This window comes from Vulcaniibacterium thermophilum (assembly GCF_007923255.1).
Lineage (GTDB): Bacteria > Pseudomonadota > Gammaproteobacteria > Xanthomonadales > Xanthomonadaceae > Lysobacter_F > Lysobacter_F thermophilum.
In genome coordinates, this window is record NZ_VOHJ01000002.1 from 62,657 (window position 1) to 79,083 (window position 16,427).

Genomic DNA, 16,427 nt, shown 5'->3' on the forward strand with positions numbered 1-16,427 from the left:
CCGCCGTCGCACGGCGATGGCAGTCGCCTCGCGCTGCCTACGTCCTCATCGGCGACCGCCGAGCACGTCGTCCAGCGTCCGCAGCAGCCGCCGGTTCTCCTCGGCGGTGCCGACCGTGATCCGCGAGCATCCGGGCAAGCCGTAGCCGCCCATCGGCCGCAGCACCACGCCCTGCTCCAGCAGCGCCGCCTCGATGCGCGCGGTCTCGGGACCGAGTTCCACCAGCAGGAAGTTGGTCTGCGACGGGAACACGAACAGGCCGCGCTCGCGCAGCGCCCGCGCGAGCATCGACCGCTGTTCCGCATTGCGCTCGGCCACCCAGCGCAGGTGGGCCTCGTCGCCCAGCGCCGCCTCGCAGGCGGCGAGCGCGGGGCCGTTGACGTTGAAGCTCTCGCGCACGCGTTCGAGCACGGCGACCAGCCCCGGCGCGCCGGCCAGATAGCCCACGCGCAGCCCCGCCAGCCCGTAGCCCTTGCTGAAGGTGCGGGTGACGACGAGGTTGGGATGGCAGGCGACCAGCGGCAGCGCGCTGCTCCACACCGCCGGATCCGCAAGCTCGGCGTAGGCCTCGTCGACCACGACCAGCACGTCCTCCGGCACGCGGCGCATGAACACCTGGAAGGCGTCGCCCGGGTACCAGGTGCCGGTCGGATTGTTCGGATTGGCGAGATAGACCAGCCGCGTGGCGGGCGTGATCGCGCGCGCGATCGCCTCCAGGTCGTGGCCGAGCGGCATCGCGGCGTCGCGTGGCAGCGGCTCGACCACGCGCGGGACCGCGCCGCTGGCCTGCGCGGCGATCGCGAACACCGCAAAGCCGTAGCGCGAAAACGCCACCTCGCTGCCCGGCCCCGCGAACACCTGCGCCAGCAGCATCAGCAGCTCGTGCGAGCCGTTGCCCAGCAGCAGCCGCTCCGGCGCCACGCCATGCCGTGCCGACAGCGCGCGCTTGAGGTCGCCGCCGCGCGGGTCCGGATAGCGGTGCAGCGCGTGCAGCTGGTCGAGGATCGCCGCGCGCGCATCCGCGGACGGTCCGTACGGATTCTCGTTGGACCCGAGCTCCACCAGCGCGTGCGCGCCGAAGCGCCGGCGCAGCGCCACCAGGTCGTGGCCCGGATCGTAGGCCCGCAGCCGCTGCACGCCGGCGACCGCGCGCGCGGCGAACCAGGCCTCGTCGTGCGTTGCGCCGGCCGCGCTCACGGAATCGCCACCGGATACGAGCCGAGCAGCTTGACGTCCTGCGCGAAGCCCGCCAGTTCCGCCAGCGCCTTCTGCATCGCCGCGTCCTGCGCGTGGCCCTCGACGTCGATGAAGAACGCGTACTGCCAACGGCCGGTGTAACTGGGGCGCGATTCGATGCGGTTCATCGACAGGCCGTGCCGCGCGAACGGCGCGAGCACGTCGTACAGCGCGCCCGGCTGGTCGCGGATGAACACCAGCAGCGACGTGCGGTCGTGGCCCGACGGCGTGAACAGCTCGCGGCCGAGCACCAGGAAGCGCGTGGTGTTGTCGGGCCGGTCCTCGATGGGACCGGCGACGATGCGCAGGCCGTACACGGTCGCCGCGCTCGCGCCGGCGATCGCCGCGGCGTCGTCGGCGTTGCGCGCGCGGCGCGCGGCCTCGGCGTTGCTCGCGACCGGGATGGTCTCGGCCTTCGGCAGATGCTGGCGCAGCCAGGCGCGGCACTGCGCGAACGACTGCGGATGCGAATACACGCGCTCGATGTCCTCCATCCGGCCGCTGCGCGACAGCAGGTGCTGGTGCACCCGCAATTCGACCTCGCCGCAGATCTTCACCTGCGAGGTCAGGAACATGTCGAGCGTCGACTGGATCGTGCCCTGGCTGGAGTTCTCCACCGGCACCACGCCGAAGTCGGCGTTGCCGGCCTCGACCTCCTGAAACACCTCCTCGATGCTCGACAGCGGCAGGCCGTGCACCGAGTGGCCGAAATGCTTGTACACGGCCTGCTGCGAATGCGTGCCTTCCGGGCCGAGGTAGCCGATCTTCAACGGCTCCTGCTGCGCCAGGCATGCCGACATGATCTCGCGGTACAGCCGCACCAGCACTTCGTCGCTGAGCGGGCCCTGGTTGCGGTCCACCACCCGGCGCAGCACCTGCGCCTCGCGCTCGGGCCGGTAGTAGTCGACGGCCGCGGCGAGCTTGCCCTTGGCGCGGCCGACCTGCCCCGCGTAACGCGCGCGCTCGGAGATCAGCTCCTGGATCCGCAGGTCGATCTCGTCGATGCGCGCGCGCAGCGTGGCCAGATCGAGCGGTTCGGTGTCGTTCGCGCTCACGTGCGCTCCCTGTTGGCTGTGCGTACCGTTGCTGTTGCGACCGCGAAGGTCCGATCGGCGCCGGACCTGCGCCTTCACCCGTGCCGGCGCTGGAAATCGCGCATGAACTCGGCCAGCGCGCGCACGCCCTCTTCCGGCATCGCGTTGTAGATCGACGCGCGCATGCCGCCGAGCGCGCGATGGCCCTTCAGCGCCAGCAGTCCGGCCGCCTTGGACTCGGCCAGGAACAGCTTGTCCAGCGCCTCCTCGCGCAGGAAGAACGGCACGTTCATGCGCGAGCGCGCGTGCGGGGCCACCTCGTTGCGGTAGAAGCCGCCGGAGCCGTCGATCACCTCGTACAGCATCGCCGCCTTGCGCGCGTTGCGGCGGGCGAATTCCTCCACGCCGCCCTCGTCGAGCATCCATTTCACCGTCAGGCCGAGCACGTACCAGTTCCAGGTCGGCGGCGTGTTGAGCATCGACTCGCTCCTGGCGTGCGAGCGGTAGTCGAAGATGTCGGCGCGCGGCTGGCCGGCGCGCTCCAGCAGATCGCGCCGCACGATCACCACGGTGATGCCGACCGGGCCGAGGTTCTTCTGGGCGCCGGCGTAGATCACGCCGTATCGCGAGACGTCGATCGGCTCGCTGGCGATCGAGGAGCTGAAATCGGCCACCAGCGGAACCTCGCCCACCTCGGGCGCGCCGCGGAACTCGACGCCGTGGATGGTCTCGTTGGCGGTGATGTGCACGTAGGCTGCGCCGGGCGTGAGCGTCCACGCCTCGCGCGGCGGGATGTCGCGGAAGCCGCCGGCCTCGCTGCTGGCGGCGATGCGCACGTCGACGTAGGGACGGGCCTGCTTGACCGCGGTCTTGCCCCAGTGGCCGCTCAGCACGTAATCGGCGGCCTGCCCAGGCTCTGCGAAGTTGAGCGGGATCAGTGCCTGCTGCGCGGTCGCACCGCCCTGCAGGAACAGCACGGCGTAGTCGGCGGGAATCGACAGCAGGCGGCGCAGGTCGGCCTCGGCCTGCTGCGCGACCTCGATGAACTCCGCGCCGCGGTGGCTCAGCTCGACCAGCGAAGCGCGCGCGTCGCGCCATTCGAGCATTTCCGCCTGGGCCTGCCGCAGCACGGGCTCGGGCAGGGTCGCGGGACCGGCGCTGAAGTTGAAGGCGCGGGACATGGAGGCTCCGTGCGAAGGGGTGAGCGGCGAGTATGCCGCAGCGCAGCATGCGCGACGCAAGCGCGGGCGCCGGAACGCCGCCGTTCCGCGGGCGCGGCGCACCCGCGCCGCCGGACCCGCCTGCCGGCTGAACCGGACCGGCCGGCGCCGGCATGGCATGCCCTGCGGCGCCTCCGCCCGCGCGGCGAGGGCGTACGCTCTCCCCGTCCGCCCTTCGCCGGAGTCCGCCATGTCCCTGCGCGACCTGCGTGCCGCCCTGCGCATCCCGACGGCGGAGATCACCGACGAAGCGGTCTGGCGTGAGCGCCGCCGGCTGCTCGCCGCGCTCGGCATCGCCCCCGCGCTCGCGCTCCCCGGCTGCGCCGGAGGCGAGCCTCCGCCGCCGCCCTCGGCCGCGCGCATCACGCCCGCGCAGGCGCGCGCCGGCTTCGCCACCACCGAAGCGCCGACCCGCTACGAGGACGTCACCGGCTACAACAACTTCTACGAGTTCGGCACCGGCAAGGCCGATCCCTCGCGGGCGGCGAAGACGCTGCGCACGCGGCCGTGGACGGTCGCGGTCGGCGGGCATTGCGCCAAACCGGGGCGGGTGTCGCTGGAGGATCTGCTCGCGGGCCTCGCGGCGGAGGAACGGGTGTACCGCCTGCGCTGCGTCGAGGGCTGGTCGATGGTGATCCCCTGGCTGGGCGTGCCGCTCGCGAGCGTGCTCGAGCGCTTCCAACCGACCAGCCGCGCGAAGTACGTCGCCTTCACCACCCTGGCCGACCCCGCGCAGATGCCCGGCGTCGCCCGCGGCATCCTCGACTGGCCCTACCGCGAAGGGCTGCGCATCGACGAGGCGATGCACCCGCTGACGCTGCTCGCCACCGGCCTCTACGGCAAGCCGCTGCCGCAGCAGAACGGCGCGCCGCTGCGGCTGGTGGTGCCGTGGAAGTACGGCTTCAAGAGCATCAAGTCGATCGTCGCGATCACCTTCGTGGAGCGCATGCCGTTCACGAGCTGGAACGACAGCCAGCCGGAGGAGTACGGCTTCTTCGCCAACGTCAACCCGGCCGTCGACCATCCGCGCTGGAGCCAGAAGACCGAACGCCGCATCGCCGGCAGCCGCGGCAAGTTGTTCGCCGATCGCATCCCGACCCGACCGTTCAACGGCTACGCCGACCAGGTGGCCGGCCTCTACGCCGGGATGGACCTGCGCACGTGGTTCTGAGCACGTCGCGCGGCGTGATCGCCGCGAAGGCCGCGATCCATCTGCTCGCGCTGTCGCCGCTGGGCTGGCTGCTGCTGCAGGTGTGGCGCGAGTGGCGGGCGGGCGCGAGCGCGCTCGGCGCCGATCCGGTGGCCGCCATCGAGCACTTCCTGGGCGAATGGGCGCTGCGGCTGCTGCTGGTCACGCTGGCGGTGACGCCGCTGCGGCAGCTCACCGGGCTCGCCGCGCTGGTGCGCTTCCGCCGCATGCTCGGCCTGTATGCGTTCGCCTACGCGACGTTGCACTTCGCCGCCTATCTGGCGCTCGACCTCGGCGGCTACTGGGCGCTGGTGTTCGAGGAAATCGCCGAGCGGCCCTACCTCACCGTGGGCTTCGCGGCCTGGGTGCTGCTGCTGCCGCTCGCGGCGACCTCGACGCAGGCCGCGATGCGCCGGCTCGGCCGGCGCTGGGGCCGCCTGCACCGACTGGTCTACGCGATCGCGGCGCTCGCCGTGCTCCATTTCTGGTGGGTCAAGAGCGCGAAGAACGACGTTGCCGAACCGGCCCTGTATGCCGGCATCGCGGCGTTGCTGCTCGGGTGGCGTGCCGTGCGCGCGCTGCGATCGCAGCGGCCGCGCCCGCAAGGGACGCCGCCTCAGCGGCCGCCGTAAAGCAGCAAGCCGGCCAGCGCGAGCGCCATCAGCAGGGCCGCCAGCAGCAGCCAGGGCACGCGGCGCGCGCCCGAATGGCGCGGCGCCGGTTCGACGCGCGCCGGAACGTCCGCCGGCGCGGCGCGCGCGGGCCCGGCATCCAGATGCCCCTCGACCACGTAGCGCCGCCCGTCGACGACGATCTGGTCGCCGGTCCTCAGCAGCGCGCGGTGCACCGCATGGCCGTTGACCTGCACGCCCTCGGTGCGCGCGGCATCCAGCATGATGCCGCCCTCCACCGCGGCCAGCCTGACGTCCGCTTCCGGCCACGCCGGCTGGCCTTCGACGGCGGCGCCGAGCGCGAAGCAGCGACCGTGATGCTCGCCGCCCACGCTGCGCAGCCGCACGCCGTCGGCGGCGATCGTGCGGGCGCCGCGCGGCGGCGCGTCCGGTCGGCGGCCGAGCACGGTCATGCCCTCGCCTTCGACGAACACGCAGTCGCCGCCGCGCAGGTGTGCGACGCGACGGACCGGCCGGCCGTTGACGTGCAGCCCGCGCACGTCCTCGCGGATGCGCAGCCACAGGCCGCGGTGATCGACCGAGATGCGCGCGATCGCCTCATGGGCGTCCTCGACCACGGTCGGCAGGCCGGCGCGATCGATGCCGAGCGCATGCACGCCGGGACCGAGTTCGAACTCGGTCGCATTGCGATGCAGAAGGCGGAGGCGGTAGGTGTCCACGCGGGCGGCAATCTAGCATGGCGCTACACTGCGCACGCCGCCGCGCCCGCACGCCCCGACCGGAGAGGTCCATGTCCCAGATCGACATCCGCCACTCGCACTCGCTGTCCCCGGCCCGCGCGCGCCAGGCGGTGCAGGAGGTCGCCGACAAGCTCTCGGAACGGTTCGAATTCCAGTTGCGCTGGGAGGGCGACGTGCTGCATTTCAGCCGTGGCGGCGTGGACGGCGCGATCGAACTGCTGCCGCGGCAACTGCGGGTGACGGCGCGGCTCGGCTTCCTGATGAGCGCGTTCAAGGGGCGGATCGAGGAGGAAATCCGCCGCGTGCTGGACGAGCGCTTCGGCTGATCGCTCAGGCCCCGAACGGGTCCGGGTGTCCGGCGAACAGCCGGCGCGAGACCTCGCGCTCGGCGCGCTCCACCGTCAGCAGGAAGCCATGCGGGTCGCGCATGCGGTGGAACGCCGCGTAGCCGCGTTCCAGGAAGCCTTGCAGCGCCTCCACGCCCGCCGCGTAGGCCGCCGTCCGCGACACCCGCAACAGCATCCCCAGGCCGGGCAGCCGCATCGCTTTCGCCAGTCCCTCGCCGGACTGCACGACCAGATCGATCTGCCGCCCGCGCAGCGCCGGCGTGCCCGCTTCGCGGTACGCGTGCGCGTAGAGCGCCACGTCGAGCGTCGCGCCCGGCGGCGCCAGCCGCTGCAGCGCCTCGGCCACCGCGAGGTCGAGCCGGTGCGTGAGCGTGCCGAGTTCGATGGCATCGGCGACCGTGACCAGCAGGCTCTCCGGCAGCAGCCGCTGCATCTTCGGCAGCACGCGCGCGAGGTCGGCGTCACGGCGACTGAAATCGTGGTCGTTGTACAGATCCGACAGGAAGAACTCGGCCGCCGGCCGCGTGCCCGGATCGGCGAGCAGCGGCGCGAAGCTGCGCTTGAGCCGCTGCGCCTGCCAGCGCCGCAGCGCCGGCAGCCAGGGCATGCGGTTGCGCGGCTCGCGCGCCGGATCGTGCAGCGCCTGGTGCTCGGCCAGGCGCTGGGCGAGCAGGCGGTCGATCTCCTCGGCGCGGCGCATGCGCCCGAAATGGGGTCGCCGGGCCGCGCCCGCAAGCGTCGCGTTCAGAGCGCGGCCCGGGCCCTGGGCTACACTCCGGCGAACCTTTCGCGGTCCACCGCATGCTTTCCCTGCACAGCGCGCAGCAACGCCAGCGCCGCCCCGGCGGCCCCCGCATCGGCATGGCCATCGCCGGCGGCGGTCCGGCGGGCGCGATGTACGAACTCGGCGCGGTGCGCGCGCTCGACGAGGCGCTGGTCGGGCTCGACCTCACCCGCCTCGACGCCTACGTCGGCGTCAGCAGCGGCGCGTTCCTGGTCGCGGGCCTGGCGAACCGGATCGGCACCGAGGAGATGTGCCGCATCTTCATCACCGGCGACAGCGGCGACGTGCGCTTCCAGCCGGAGAAGTTCCTCCGTCCCGCGGTCGGCGAGTACCTGCACCGGGTCTCGCGCGTGCCGCGGGTGCTGGTGCAGACCGGCCTGGACCTGGTGACGCCGCGCCGCGGACGCTGGACCCGCCTGCTCCATCGGCTCGGCGGACTGGTGCCCACCGGCCTGTTCGACAACGCGGAGCTGGAACGCTTCCTGCGCGAGGTCTTCGGCCGTCGCGGCCGCACCAACGATTTCCGCGAGATCGACGCCGCGCTGTACGTGGTCGCCGTCGATCTCGACAGCGGTGAAGCGATCCGCTTCGGCGACGCGGGCTGGGACGACGTGCCGATCTCGCGCGCCGTGCAGGCCAGCGCGGCGCTGCCCGGCCTGTATCCGCCGGTTGCGCTGCGCGGGCGCCACTTCGTCGACGGCGCGCTGCGGCGCACGATGCACGCCTCGGTGGTGCTGGAGCGCGACATCGACCTGCTGCTCGGCGTCAACCCGCTCGTCCCGTTCAGCGCGCAGGACGGCAGCGCGGCGGAGCGCAGCCTCGCCGTCGGCGGCCTGCCCGTGGTGCTGTCGCAGACTTTCCGCACGCTGCTGCAGTCGCGCATGCAGGTGGGCCTGGCGCGCTACGCGCAGCAGTATCCGAACGTGGATCAGCTCGTCTTCGAGCCGAATCCGCAGGACGGCGAACTGTTCTTCAGCAACGCCTTCAGCTTCGCCTCGCGCCGGCGCATCGCCGAGCTCGGCTACCGCAACGCGCTCGCCGACCTGCGTCGTAACGCCGATACCCTGCGTCCGTTGCTGGCCGCGCACGGCATCGGCCTGGACGAGCGCGTGCTCGCCGACGAAGGCCGCTCGATCCTCGACGGTCTGCCGCCGCCGCGGCGCGATACCGACACCACCGCGCGGCTGCGGCGCGCGCTGGACGACGTCGAGCAGCGCATCGCCGATCGCCGCCCCAGGCCCGAGGGGCGGCGTCGTCCGGTGGTGTGAAAGCTCTAGCGGGCGCCGCCATCGTCGCGGCGACATCCGCATCCCGGGAGACGGGCATGGCCAAGTTCAAGAAGACCGCGAACAAGACCGCTGGCCGCAAGGCCGAGGCCCGGTCCTCCGGCGAACGCCTCAACCGCTCGATCAGCGAATCGGCGCAGCAGATCTGGCTCGCGGGCATGGGCGCGTTCGCGCGCGCACAGGCCGAGGGCGCCAAGCTGTTCGAGGCGCTGGTGAAGGAAGGCCTCAGCCTCGAACAGACCGCCCGCCGCTTCGCGGGCGGCCAGGCCGGCGCCGTGCGCGATGCGGTCGAATCGCGCGTCGGACAGGCGCGCGAACGCGCGGCCGACACCTGGGACCGGCTGGAGAAAGTCTTCGAGGACCGCGTGCAGCGCGCGCTGGTCAAGCTCGGCGTGCCCAACCGCGAGGATCTGCAGGCGCTCAGCGCGCGCGTGGACGCATTGACCGCCGAACTGCGGCGGCAGGCGCGCGATGAAGGCGCGCGCCAGGCGCGGACCTCCGCTGCCCGCAAGCCGGCACCCGCGCGCAAGACGGCGGCCAAGAAATCCGCCGGCCCGCGCACGCGCCGCACCCGCGACGCGGCACCGCACGCCTGAGTTCCGCGCGCTGCGCCCCCGCGCCGCAGCGCTTCTTTCCAACCCGCCGACGCAACCCGCCGTGTGCTCCCCTCCCCTTGCGGCTCCGGGTTCGGCGGGTTTCTTTCTGCGCGACCGCAACCGGCGGTGAACGCGGAATGCGACCGGCTTCACAGGGTCTTCATTTGCCTTACGCGCGCGGCGCCTCCTTCCCGCATCCGCCGCGCTATCTTGGCCGCAACGCAGTACCGGGCAATCGCATGCGCCCCATCGTCCTCCTCGTCTGTGGGCTTCTCTCCCCGCTGTGGCTGGCCACCGGCTGCGCCGGCGACAACGCCCAGACATCCACCGCGGCGGTCCGGCGCGCGCCGGTCGCGGTCGCCGAACCGGGCCTGCAGCCCCCGCCGTTCGATCCCGGCCTGGAGCGCTACGAGCGCGAACAGTTGCCGGGCGCCGTGCAGGGCCTCGAGGGCGTGGAGCGGGCGGCCTGGGCCAGCGAATCGACGCTGGTGGTGCATCTCGAAGACAGCAAAGCCGGCGACCGCGCGCACCTGTGCCCGACCGTCGAACGCTACCCCGCGCTGCGCGCCACCCGGCTGCAATTGCAGCCGCCGCCCGGCAGCGGCGGCGCGGTGCGGTTCCTGCAGTGCAGGCCTTACTGACGGGAACCGGGAACTGGGAACTGGGAACTGGGAACTGGGAACTGGGAACTGGGAACTGGGAACTGGGAACTGGGAACCGGGGACCGGGAACCGGGAACCGGGAACCGGGATCGGGATCGGGATCGGGATCGGGATCGGGATCGGGATCGGGATCGGGGATCGGGGATCGGGGATTAGCGGCTCGCATCGGGGCGAGGAGATCGGAGCTGCCGGAGCGGCACCGGGCTTGCGAGTCCGAATCCCGAACCCCGCCCCACGCCGTCACCAATGCACGCCGCGCATCAGTGCGGCGAAGGCGATCTGTTCGTTGCTCGGCTGCGCTTCCTTGCCGCCGCCCTTGGCCGCGGCCGAGTCGGGGAACAGCTCGAACGCGGTGTTCATGATCACCTCGTAGGCCTTCGGCGCCAGCGCGTTGACCACTGCCGCGAAAGTGCCCAGCCGGGTCGAGATGCGGCTCGGCTTCTCGATGATGCCGCGCACGACGAGGTCGGCGGCTTCCTCGGGCGTCAGCGTCGGCACCGCTTCGTAGATCTTGGTCGGGGCGATCATCGGCGTCTTCACCAGCGGCATGTTGATGGTGGTGAAGCTGATCCCCTTGCCGGACAGCTCGCCCTGCGCGCAGCGGCTGAAGGCGTCCAGCGCCGCCTTCGAGGCGACGTAGGCGGAGAAACGCGGCGAGTTGGCGAGCACGCCGATCGAGCTGATGTTGATGATGTGCCCGCGGCGGCGCTCGATCATCCCCGGCAGGAAGCCCATGATCAGGCGCAGGCTGCCGAAGTAGTTCAACTGCATGGTCCGCTCGAAGTCGTGGAAGCGGTCGAAGCTCAGCTCGATCGAGCGGCGGATCGAGCGCCCCGCGTTGTTGACGAGGATGTCGACCGCGCCGTGCTCCTTCAGCACCGTCTGCACGAAGCGGTCGCAATCGGCCATGTCGGACAGGTCGGCGGTGTAGGCGAACACCTTGCCGCCCGCGGCGCGCAGCTCGTCGCGCACCTTGAACAGCTCGTCCTCGCCACGCGCGCACAGCACGGTGATCGCGCCGGCTTCGGCGATCTTGCGCGCGGCGGCAAGGCCGATGCCCGAGGAGCCGCCGGTGATCACGACCACCTTGCCCTTCACCCGGCTCTTGAGCGAGCGATCGACGAACAGATCGGGATCGAGATGGCGCTCCCAGTAGTCCCACAGCCGCCAGGCGTAGCTCTCCAGCGGCGGCACCGCGATGCCGCTGCCGCGCAGCGCGCGCTCGGTCTCGCGGTTGTCGAACCGGGTCGGATAGGTGATGAACTTCAGCGCCTGCTTCGGAATGCCGAAATCGCGCAGCAGCATGGCGATCATGCGCTTCACCGGCGGCAGATTGCCGACCGCCAGGCGCACCGCCGACGGCAGGAAGGCGAACATGCGCGCATCCAGGCGCATCGTCATCTCCGGCGCGTGCGCGGCGCGCGCGAAGGTATTGAGCACCTCGCCCACGCGCTGCGGGGCCGGATCGACCAGGTGGAAGGTGTGCCCGTCGAGTTTCGGCTTGTGCGCGATGTAGTCCATCGCGTCGGCCACGTAGTCGACCGGCACCAGGTTGATGCGGCCGCCTTCGATGCCCAGCGTCGGCATCCACTGCGGCAGCATCGCCCGCATCTTCTTGATGAAGGTGAAGAAGTAGTAGGGGCCGTCGATCTTGTCGATCTCGCCGGTGCGGCTGTGGCCGACCACGATGCCCGGCCGGTAGATGCGCCACTTCAGCCGCTTCTCCTTGCGCACCAGCCCTTCGGATTCGTGCTTGGTGCGAAGGTAGGGATCGTCCAGTCCCTCGGCCTCCTCGAACATGTCCTCCCGAAACACGCCCGGATACAGCCCGGCGGCGGCGATCGAGCTGGCGTGGTGGAAGCATCCCGCGCCCAGCGCTGCGGCGAGGTCGAGCGCGTGGCGCGTGCCCTCGACGTTGGCGGCGTACTGGGCGTCGGCGTCGGCCGTGAGGTCGTAGATCGCGGCGAGGTGGAAGAAGTGCCGCACCTTGCCCTTCAGCGAGCGCATCTGCGCCGCGCTCAGCCCGCAGTTCGCGCGCGTCATATCGCCGGCCACCGCCATCACGCGCTTCGTGTCCCAGCCCATGCGGCGCGCGATGTCGTCGAGTTTCTTCTGCGACTCCTTGCGCACCAGCACGTACACCGTGCCCTTGCGCTCGAACAGCCTGCTCACCAGATGGCGGCCGATGAAGCCGGTCGCGCCGGTAACGAAATAGCCCATCTCCCTCTCCCGCCTCCGACCGCGCGCGCGGCCCCTGCCGGCCTACGGTGCCAGAGCCTTCCGGGGCCGACAATTCCCCTCCGTATTGACCACCCCCGGGACGCGTGCTCTGATGCCCGCGACATCGTGAGGGAGGACGGAGATGTCCGATCTGCAGACCCGCTTCGAACAGGCCGCCAAGGACGTCCAGACGCTGCCCGAGCGTCCCGACAACGACACGCTGCTGCGCCTGTACGCGCTCTACAAGCAGGGCAGCGAGGGCGACGTGCACGGCCCGAAGCCCGGCTTCTTCGATTTCGTCGGCACGGCCAAATACGAGGCGTGGAGCAAGCTCAAGGGCATGCCGCAGGACGAGGCCAAGCAGAAGTACGTGGATCTGGTGAAGAAGCTGCTCGGCTGAGCCCGCAGTCGTGGCGACGCAGACCCGCCAGCGCATCCTCGATGCCGCGCTCGCCATGTTCAACGCGCAGGGCGAGCCCAACGTCACCACCAACCACATCGCCGACGAGCTGGAGATCAGCCCGGGCAACCTGTATTACCACTTCCGCAACAAGGACGACATCATCGAGCACCTGTTCGCGCGGTTCGAGGAGCGCATGGACGCCGCGCTCGCCGAGCCGCAGGACCGTCTGCCGGGGCTGGAGGACATCTGGCTGCAACTGCATCTGGTGTTCGAGTGCATCTGGGACTACCGGTTCCTGTACCGCGACCTGGTGGAGATCCTCAGCCGCAACCGGAGACTGCGCCTGCGGTTCGCGCGCATCCTCCGCCGCGCCGACGGACAGGCGCGCGAGGTGATGGCCGGCCTGCACCAGGCCGGCGTGATGCGCGCCTCGCGCGAGGAACAGGCGGCGACCGCGACCAACATCCTCGTGGTGGCGACGTTCTGGCTGAACTACGCGGCCGCGCGCGGCGAGAAGGACGAGCACGCGGCGATCCGCGACGGCATCGTGCAGGTGATGATGCTGCTGGCGCCGTTCCTGCGCGAGGCGGAACGCGTGCATCTTCACCATCTGATCCGCGCGTATCTGGACTGAGCGGACGCGATGGCGACCGTCGGGCGCGGCGGAGGCCCCGACGGCCGCGTCCATGGCCTCCCCGCTCGAAGTCCGACGCGGCGCGCCCGGTGTGCGAATACACATGCACCGCCCGGCGCGATCGCCCAGAATGCGGCACCCTCGATGGAGAAGCACATGAGAGCTGTGTACCGCGCGACGTGCGCGGCCTCGTCGCGAGCGCCCCGCCGCGCCTCATCGTGCCGACGGCCCTGCCCGTTGCGACGCCAGCGCCCGATCCGCTCCGCCACGCGGGGACGAACATCTCCATGACCACGACCGTGGATGCCGACGACGCGCTGTACGACGCCGCCTACAGCGCATTCGACGACGGCCGTCTCGCCGAGGCCTCTGCGCTGTTCGCGCGGATGCTGGAAGGGCGCCCGGACGCCGCCGAGCTGCATTACATGCGCGGCCTGGCGCACAAGTACCTGCGCGACTGGGCGGTGTCGCTCGCGCACAACCTGCGTGCGCTCGAACTGGACGGGTTCGACGAAGCGGCGGCGTGGAATGCCGGCATCGCGGCGACCGCGCTCGGCGACTGGGACTGCGCCCGCAGACTCTGGCGCGAGTGCGGCATCGCCCTGCCGGAGGGCCAAGGCCCGATCGAGGGCGACTTCGGCCTGGTGAGCATCCGGCTCAACCCCTGGGGTGCGGGCGAAACCGTGTGGGCGCGCCGTATCGACGTGGTGCGCGCGCGGCTGCTCAACGTGCCGCTGCCGGAGTCGGGTTACCGCTTCGGCGACATCGTGCTGCACGACGGCGCATCCACCGGCGGACGGCGGATGGGCGAGCGCACCGTGCCGGTCTTCAACGCGCTGCAACGGCTGCAGAAGTCCGACTTCCGCACGTTCGTCGCGTTCGTGTCCTGCGACTCGGCCGACGCGCTCGAGCCGCTGCTCGAAGCGCGCGCGCCCGGACTCGGGTACGTCGAGGACTGGACCGGCAGCATCGCGCATTACTGCCTGCGCTGCAGCCACGGCACGCCCCACCGCCACGTGGACGACGAGGCGCCGCTGCCGTGGAAGCGCGACCGCAGCCTCGGCATCGCGGCACAGGGACGGCGCACGGCGGAGAAGCTGCTGCGGGACTGGCGGCGTGCGGGCGCCGACCGTTTCGTCGATGGCCTGGAGGCCGTCGACGCGCCGATTCCCGAGCCGGACGACGGCCGCGTCTGGTGGCGCGGCCCCGAGGACGACGGGACGAACGAGGAGACGGAACCCGAGACCGCAGCACCCTAGCCCGCGCAGCGGCGTGCGCCGCGATGCGACCGCATCGCGGCGCCCGTTCGGCTACCAGATCCGCACACGGTCTTCCGGCGCCACGTAGAGCGGATCGCCGGCCTTCACTCCGAATGCCTCGTACCAGGCGTCGATGTTGCGCAACGGCGCGAACGCGCGGATCTGGCCCGGCGAGTGCGGGCCGTTGACGAGCTGCTGGCGCAGCGCGTCGTCGCGCCACAGCGTGCGCCACACCTGCGCCCAGCCCATGAAGAAGCGCTGCTCGCCGCTGAAGCCGTCGATCACCGGCGCCGGCTTGCCGCCGAGCGAACGGCGGTAGGCCTCCAGCGCGATGGTGAGGCCGCCGAGATCGCCGATGTTCTCGCCCATCGACACGCGGCCGTTGATGCGCATGCCCGGAAGCTGCGGGAACTCGTAGCTCTCGTACTGCGCGCCCAGCTTGGCCGCCTGCGCCTCGAACCTGCCGGCGTCCTCCTTCGTCCACCAGTCGCGCAGCAGGCCCTTGCCGTCGGACTTGCGGCCCTGGTCGTCGAAGCCGTGGACGATCTCGTGGCCGATCACGCCGCCGATGGCGCCGTAGTTCACCGCTGGATCGGCATCCGGGTCGAAGAACGGCGGCTGCAGGATCGCGGCCGGGAACACGATCTCGTTCTTGACCGGGTTGTAGTAGGCATTGACCGTCTGCGGCGTCATGCCCCACTCGAGCTCGTCGACCGGCTTGCCGATGCGCGCGCGGCGGAAGTCCCACTCGAACGCGCGGGCGCGCGCGGCATTGCCGAACAGGTCGCCGTTGACCACGGTGAGGCCGCTGTAGTCGCGCCACTTGTCGGGGTGGCCGATCTTCAGCCCGAAGTTCTGCAGCTTGGCGATCGCCTCGGCCTTGGTGGCCGGGCTCATCCAGTCGAGCTTCTCCAGCCGCGCGCCCATCGCCGCCTTCACGTTGGCGACCAGCGCGTCCATCTTCGCCTTCGCATCCGGCGGGTAGTAGAGCTTCACGTAATCGCGGCCGATCGCCTCGCCCATCGCCGCTTCGGCGAAGGCGACGCCGCGCTTCCAACGCTCGCGCTGCTGCGGCTGGCCGTTGAGGAACTTGCTGCGGAACTCGAACTCGGCGTCGACGAAGCGCCTGGACAGCAGCGGCGCGGCATCGTCGGTGGTGTGGAACGCCAGCCACGCCTTCAGGGTGTCGAGATCGGTGTCGGCGAAAACCTTCGCCATCTTCGGGAAGGCGGTGTTCTGCCGCAGCACCACGCGCTGCGCGTGATCGACGCCGGCGGCCTTGAAGTACGCAGCCCACGGGAAGCCCGGCGCGTAGGTCGCCATTTCGGCGAGCGCGACCGGGTTGTAGGTCCTGTCGCGGTCGCGGCTGTCCGCACGGGTCCAGTGCGCCTCGGCGATCTTCGTTTCCATCGCCAGGATGTCGGCCGCGCGCTGTTTCGGGTCGTCCCAGCCGGCCAGGGTCAGCATCCGTTCGAGATAGGCGACGTAGCGCTCGCGTTGCGGCGCGAACTTCTCGTCCAGGTACATCTGGCGGTCGCCGAGACCGAGGCCCGCCTGGCTCAGGTACAGCGTGTAGCGGTCGGGATCCTTCTGGTCGTCGCCCACGAAGGGTGCGAAGAAGCTGCCGCCGAAGCCGCTGTTGCGGCGGCCCATCAGGACGGCGATGTCGTCCTTGCTGCGGGCCTCGCGGATCGCGGCGAGGTACGGCTGCAGCGGCCGGTCGTCGAGCGCCTCCACGGCGGCTTCGTCCATGAAACCGCGATACAGCGCGGCGATCTTGGCGGCATCGCCGCCGGTGGCCGGATCGCCCAGCGGATAGCTCTCCACCAGCCGGCGCACGCGCGCTTCCGACAGCTCGCGCAGCGCATGGAACGAACCGTAGTTGGAGCGGTCGGCCGGAATCTCGGTGATGCGGGCCCAGTTGCCGTTGACGTAGCCGAAAAAGTCGGCGCCCGGCGCGACCGATCGGTCCATGCCGGCGAGGTCGATCCCCCACTCGCCCATCTTCGGCGCCGCGATCGCGGCGCCGGTGCCGCCGCCCGTGGTGTCGTCCGCCGTGTCGAACAGGGCGAGCGTGTCGCAGACGGCATCGAGGCAGGCCGCCTCGGACGGATCATGCGCCGCGGCGGGTGCGGCAACGGCGATCGCCGCCAGCATGGCGGCACTCAGCAGGGTCTTCTTCAAG

The 16,427-nt window shown here is 71.2% G+C and carries 15 protein-coding genes and 1 pseudogene; 9 read left to right on the forward strand and 7 right to left on the reverse strand.

The window, feature by feature from the left end:
- Positions 1-45 precede the first annotated feature (45 nt).
- The 3 genes and pseudogenes from hisC to serC all read right to left on the reverse strand — a co-directional run bounded on the left by hisC (position 46) and on the right by serC (position 3,451).
- Complete coding sequence (gene hisC, locus FQY64_RS01420; RefSeq protein WP_146471922.1) at positions 46-1,197, reverse strand: histidinol-phosphate transaminase; 1,152 nt, start codon at positions 1,195-1,197, stop codon at positions 46-48.
- A pseudogene (gene pheA, locus FQY64_RS01425) lies at positions 1,194-2,261 on the reverse strand (prephenate dehydratase); the annotation flags it as partial. The pseudogene pheA and the gene hisC, both read right to left, overlap by 4 nt.
- 104 nt (positions 2,262-2,365) lie before the next feature.
- A complete protein-coding gene (gene serC, locus FQY64_RS01430) occupies positions 2,366-3,451 on the reverse strand; it encodes a 3-phosphoserine/phosphohydroxythreonine transaminase (RefSeq protein WP_146471924.1) in 1,086 nt (361 codons plus the stop codon).
- Between the two features lie 229 nt (positions 3,452-3,680).
- Here serC and msrP point away from each other — a divergent pair, with 229 nt between their 5' ends.
- On the forward strand, positions 3,681-4,661 hold the full coding sequence (gene msrP / locus FQY64_RS01435) for a protein-methionine-sulfoxide reductase catalytic subunit MsrP (RefSeq protein WP_146471925.1): 981 nt from the start codon (positions 3,681-3,683) through the stop codon (positions 4,659-4,661).
- A complete protein-coding gene (locus FQY64_RS01440) occupies positions 4,658-5,311 on the forward strand; it encodes a protein-methionine-sulfoxide reductase heme-binding subunit MsrQ (RefSeq protein ID WP_229814935.1) in 654 nt (217 codons plus the stop codon). The genes msrP and FQY64_RS01440 overlap by 4 nt, the downstream gene beginning before the upstream one ends.
- Here FQY64_RS01440 and FQY64_RS01445 read toward each other — a convergent pair.
- The gene (locus FQY64_RS01445) at positions 5,296-6,030 is read right to left on the reverse strand and encodes an FHA domain-containing protein (protein ID WP_146471926.1); all 735 of its coding nucleotides are present in this window, start codon (positions 6,028-6,030) and stop codon (positions 5,296-5,298) included. The two genes, FQY64_RS01440 and FQY64_RS01445, sit on opposite strands and share 16 nt — an antisense overlap.
- Positions 6,031-6,101: 71 nt before the next feature.
- Here FQY64_RS01445 and FQY64_RS01450 point away from each other — a divergent pair, with 71 nt between their 5' ends.
- Positions 6,102-6,377 (forward strand): polyhydroxyalkanoic acid system family protein, encoded by a 276-nt coding sequence (locus FQY64_RS01450; protein WP_146471927.1) that lies wholly within the window; start codon positions 6,102-6,104, stop codon positions 6,375-6,377.
- Positions 6,378-6,381: 4 nt separating this feature from the next.
- Here FQY64_RS01450 and FQY64_RS01455 read toward each other — a convergent pair whose 3' ends face one another.
- On the reverse strand, positions 6,382-7,098 hold the full coding sequence (locus tag FQY64_RS01455) for a DUF8198 family protein (protein WP_146471928.1): 717 nt from the start codon (positions 7,096-7,098) through the stop codon (positions 6,382-6,384).
- Between the two features lie 101 nt (positions 7,099-7,199).
- Here FQY64_RS01455 and FQY64_RS01460 point away from each other — a divergent pair, with 101 nt between their 5' ends.
- From FQY64_RS01460 to FQY64_RS01470, 3 genes are all read left to right on the forward strand, one after another.
- Positions 7,200-8,450: a patatin-like phospholipase family protein gene (locus tag FQY64_RS01460; protein WP_146471929.1), complete on the forward strand. Its 1,251-nt coding sequence runs from the start codon at positions 7,200-7,202 to the stop codon at positions 8,448-8,450.
- Between the two features lie 56 nt (positions 8,451-8,506).
- Positions 8,507-9,064 carry a phasin family protein gene (locus tag FQY64_RS01465; RefSeq protein WP_146471930.1) on the forward strand — a complete coding sequence of 186 codons (558 nt, stop codon included), beginning with the start codon at positions 8,507-8,509 and terminating at the stop codon, positions 9,062-9,064.
- 239 nt (positions 9,065-9,303) lie between these two features.
- Entirely contained in the window at positions 9,304-9,705 is a 402-nt protein-coding gene (locus FQY64_RS01470) for a hypothetical protein (protein WP_146471931.1), read from the forward strand.
- 261 nt (positions 9,706-9,966) lie between these two features.
- Here FQY64_RS01470 and FQY64_RS01475 read toward each other — a convergent pair whose 3' ends face one another.
- Positions 9,967-11,946 carry an SDR family oxidoreductase gene (locus FQY64_RS01475; RefSeq protein WP_146471932.1) on the reverse strand — a complete coding sequence of 660 codons (1,980 nt, stop codon included), beginning with the start codon at positions 11,944-11,946 and terminating at the stop codon, positions 9,967-9,969.
- A 142-nt stretch (positions 11,947-12,088) separates the two neighbouring features.
- Between FQY64_RS01475 and FQY64_RS01480 the strand changes: the two genes are divergently transcribed.
- From FQY64_RS01480 to FQY64_RS01490, 3 genes are all read left to right on the forward strand, one after another.
- The gene (locus FQY64_RS01480) at positions 12,089-12,346 is read left to right on the forward strand and encodes an acyl-CoA-binding protein (protein WP_146471933.1); all 258 of its coding nucleotides are present in this window, start codon (positions 12,089-12,091) and stop codon (positions 12,344-12,346) included.
- 10 nt (positions 12,347-12,356) lie between these two features.
- Positions 12,357-12,983: a TetR/AcrR family transcriptional regulator gene (locus FQY64_RS01485; RefSeq protein ID WP_146471934.1), complete on the forward strand. Its 627-nt coding sequence runs from the start codon at positions 12,357-12,359 to the stop codon at positions 12,981-12,983.
- Between the two features lie 287 nt (positions 12,984-13,270).
- Positions 13,271-14,242: a tetratricopeptide repeat protein gene (locus FQY64_RS01490; RefSeq protein WP_146471935.1), complete on the forward strand. Its 972-nt coding sequence runs from the start codon at positions 13,271-13,273 to the stop codon at positions 14,240-14,242.
- Between the two features lie 51 nt (positions 14,243-14,293).
- Here the strand turns inward: FQY64_RS01490 and FQY64_RS01495 are convergent, their stop codons facing one another.
- Entirely contained in the window at positions 14,294-16,426 is a 2,133-nt protein-coding gene (locus FQY64_RS01495) for a M13 family metallopeptidase (protein WP_229814931.1), read from the reverse strand.
- Position 16,427 lies beyond the last annotated feature (1 nt).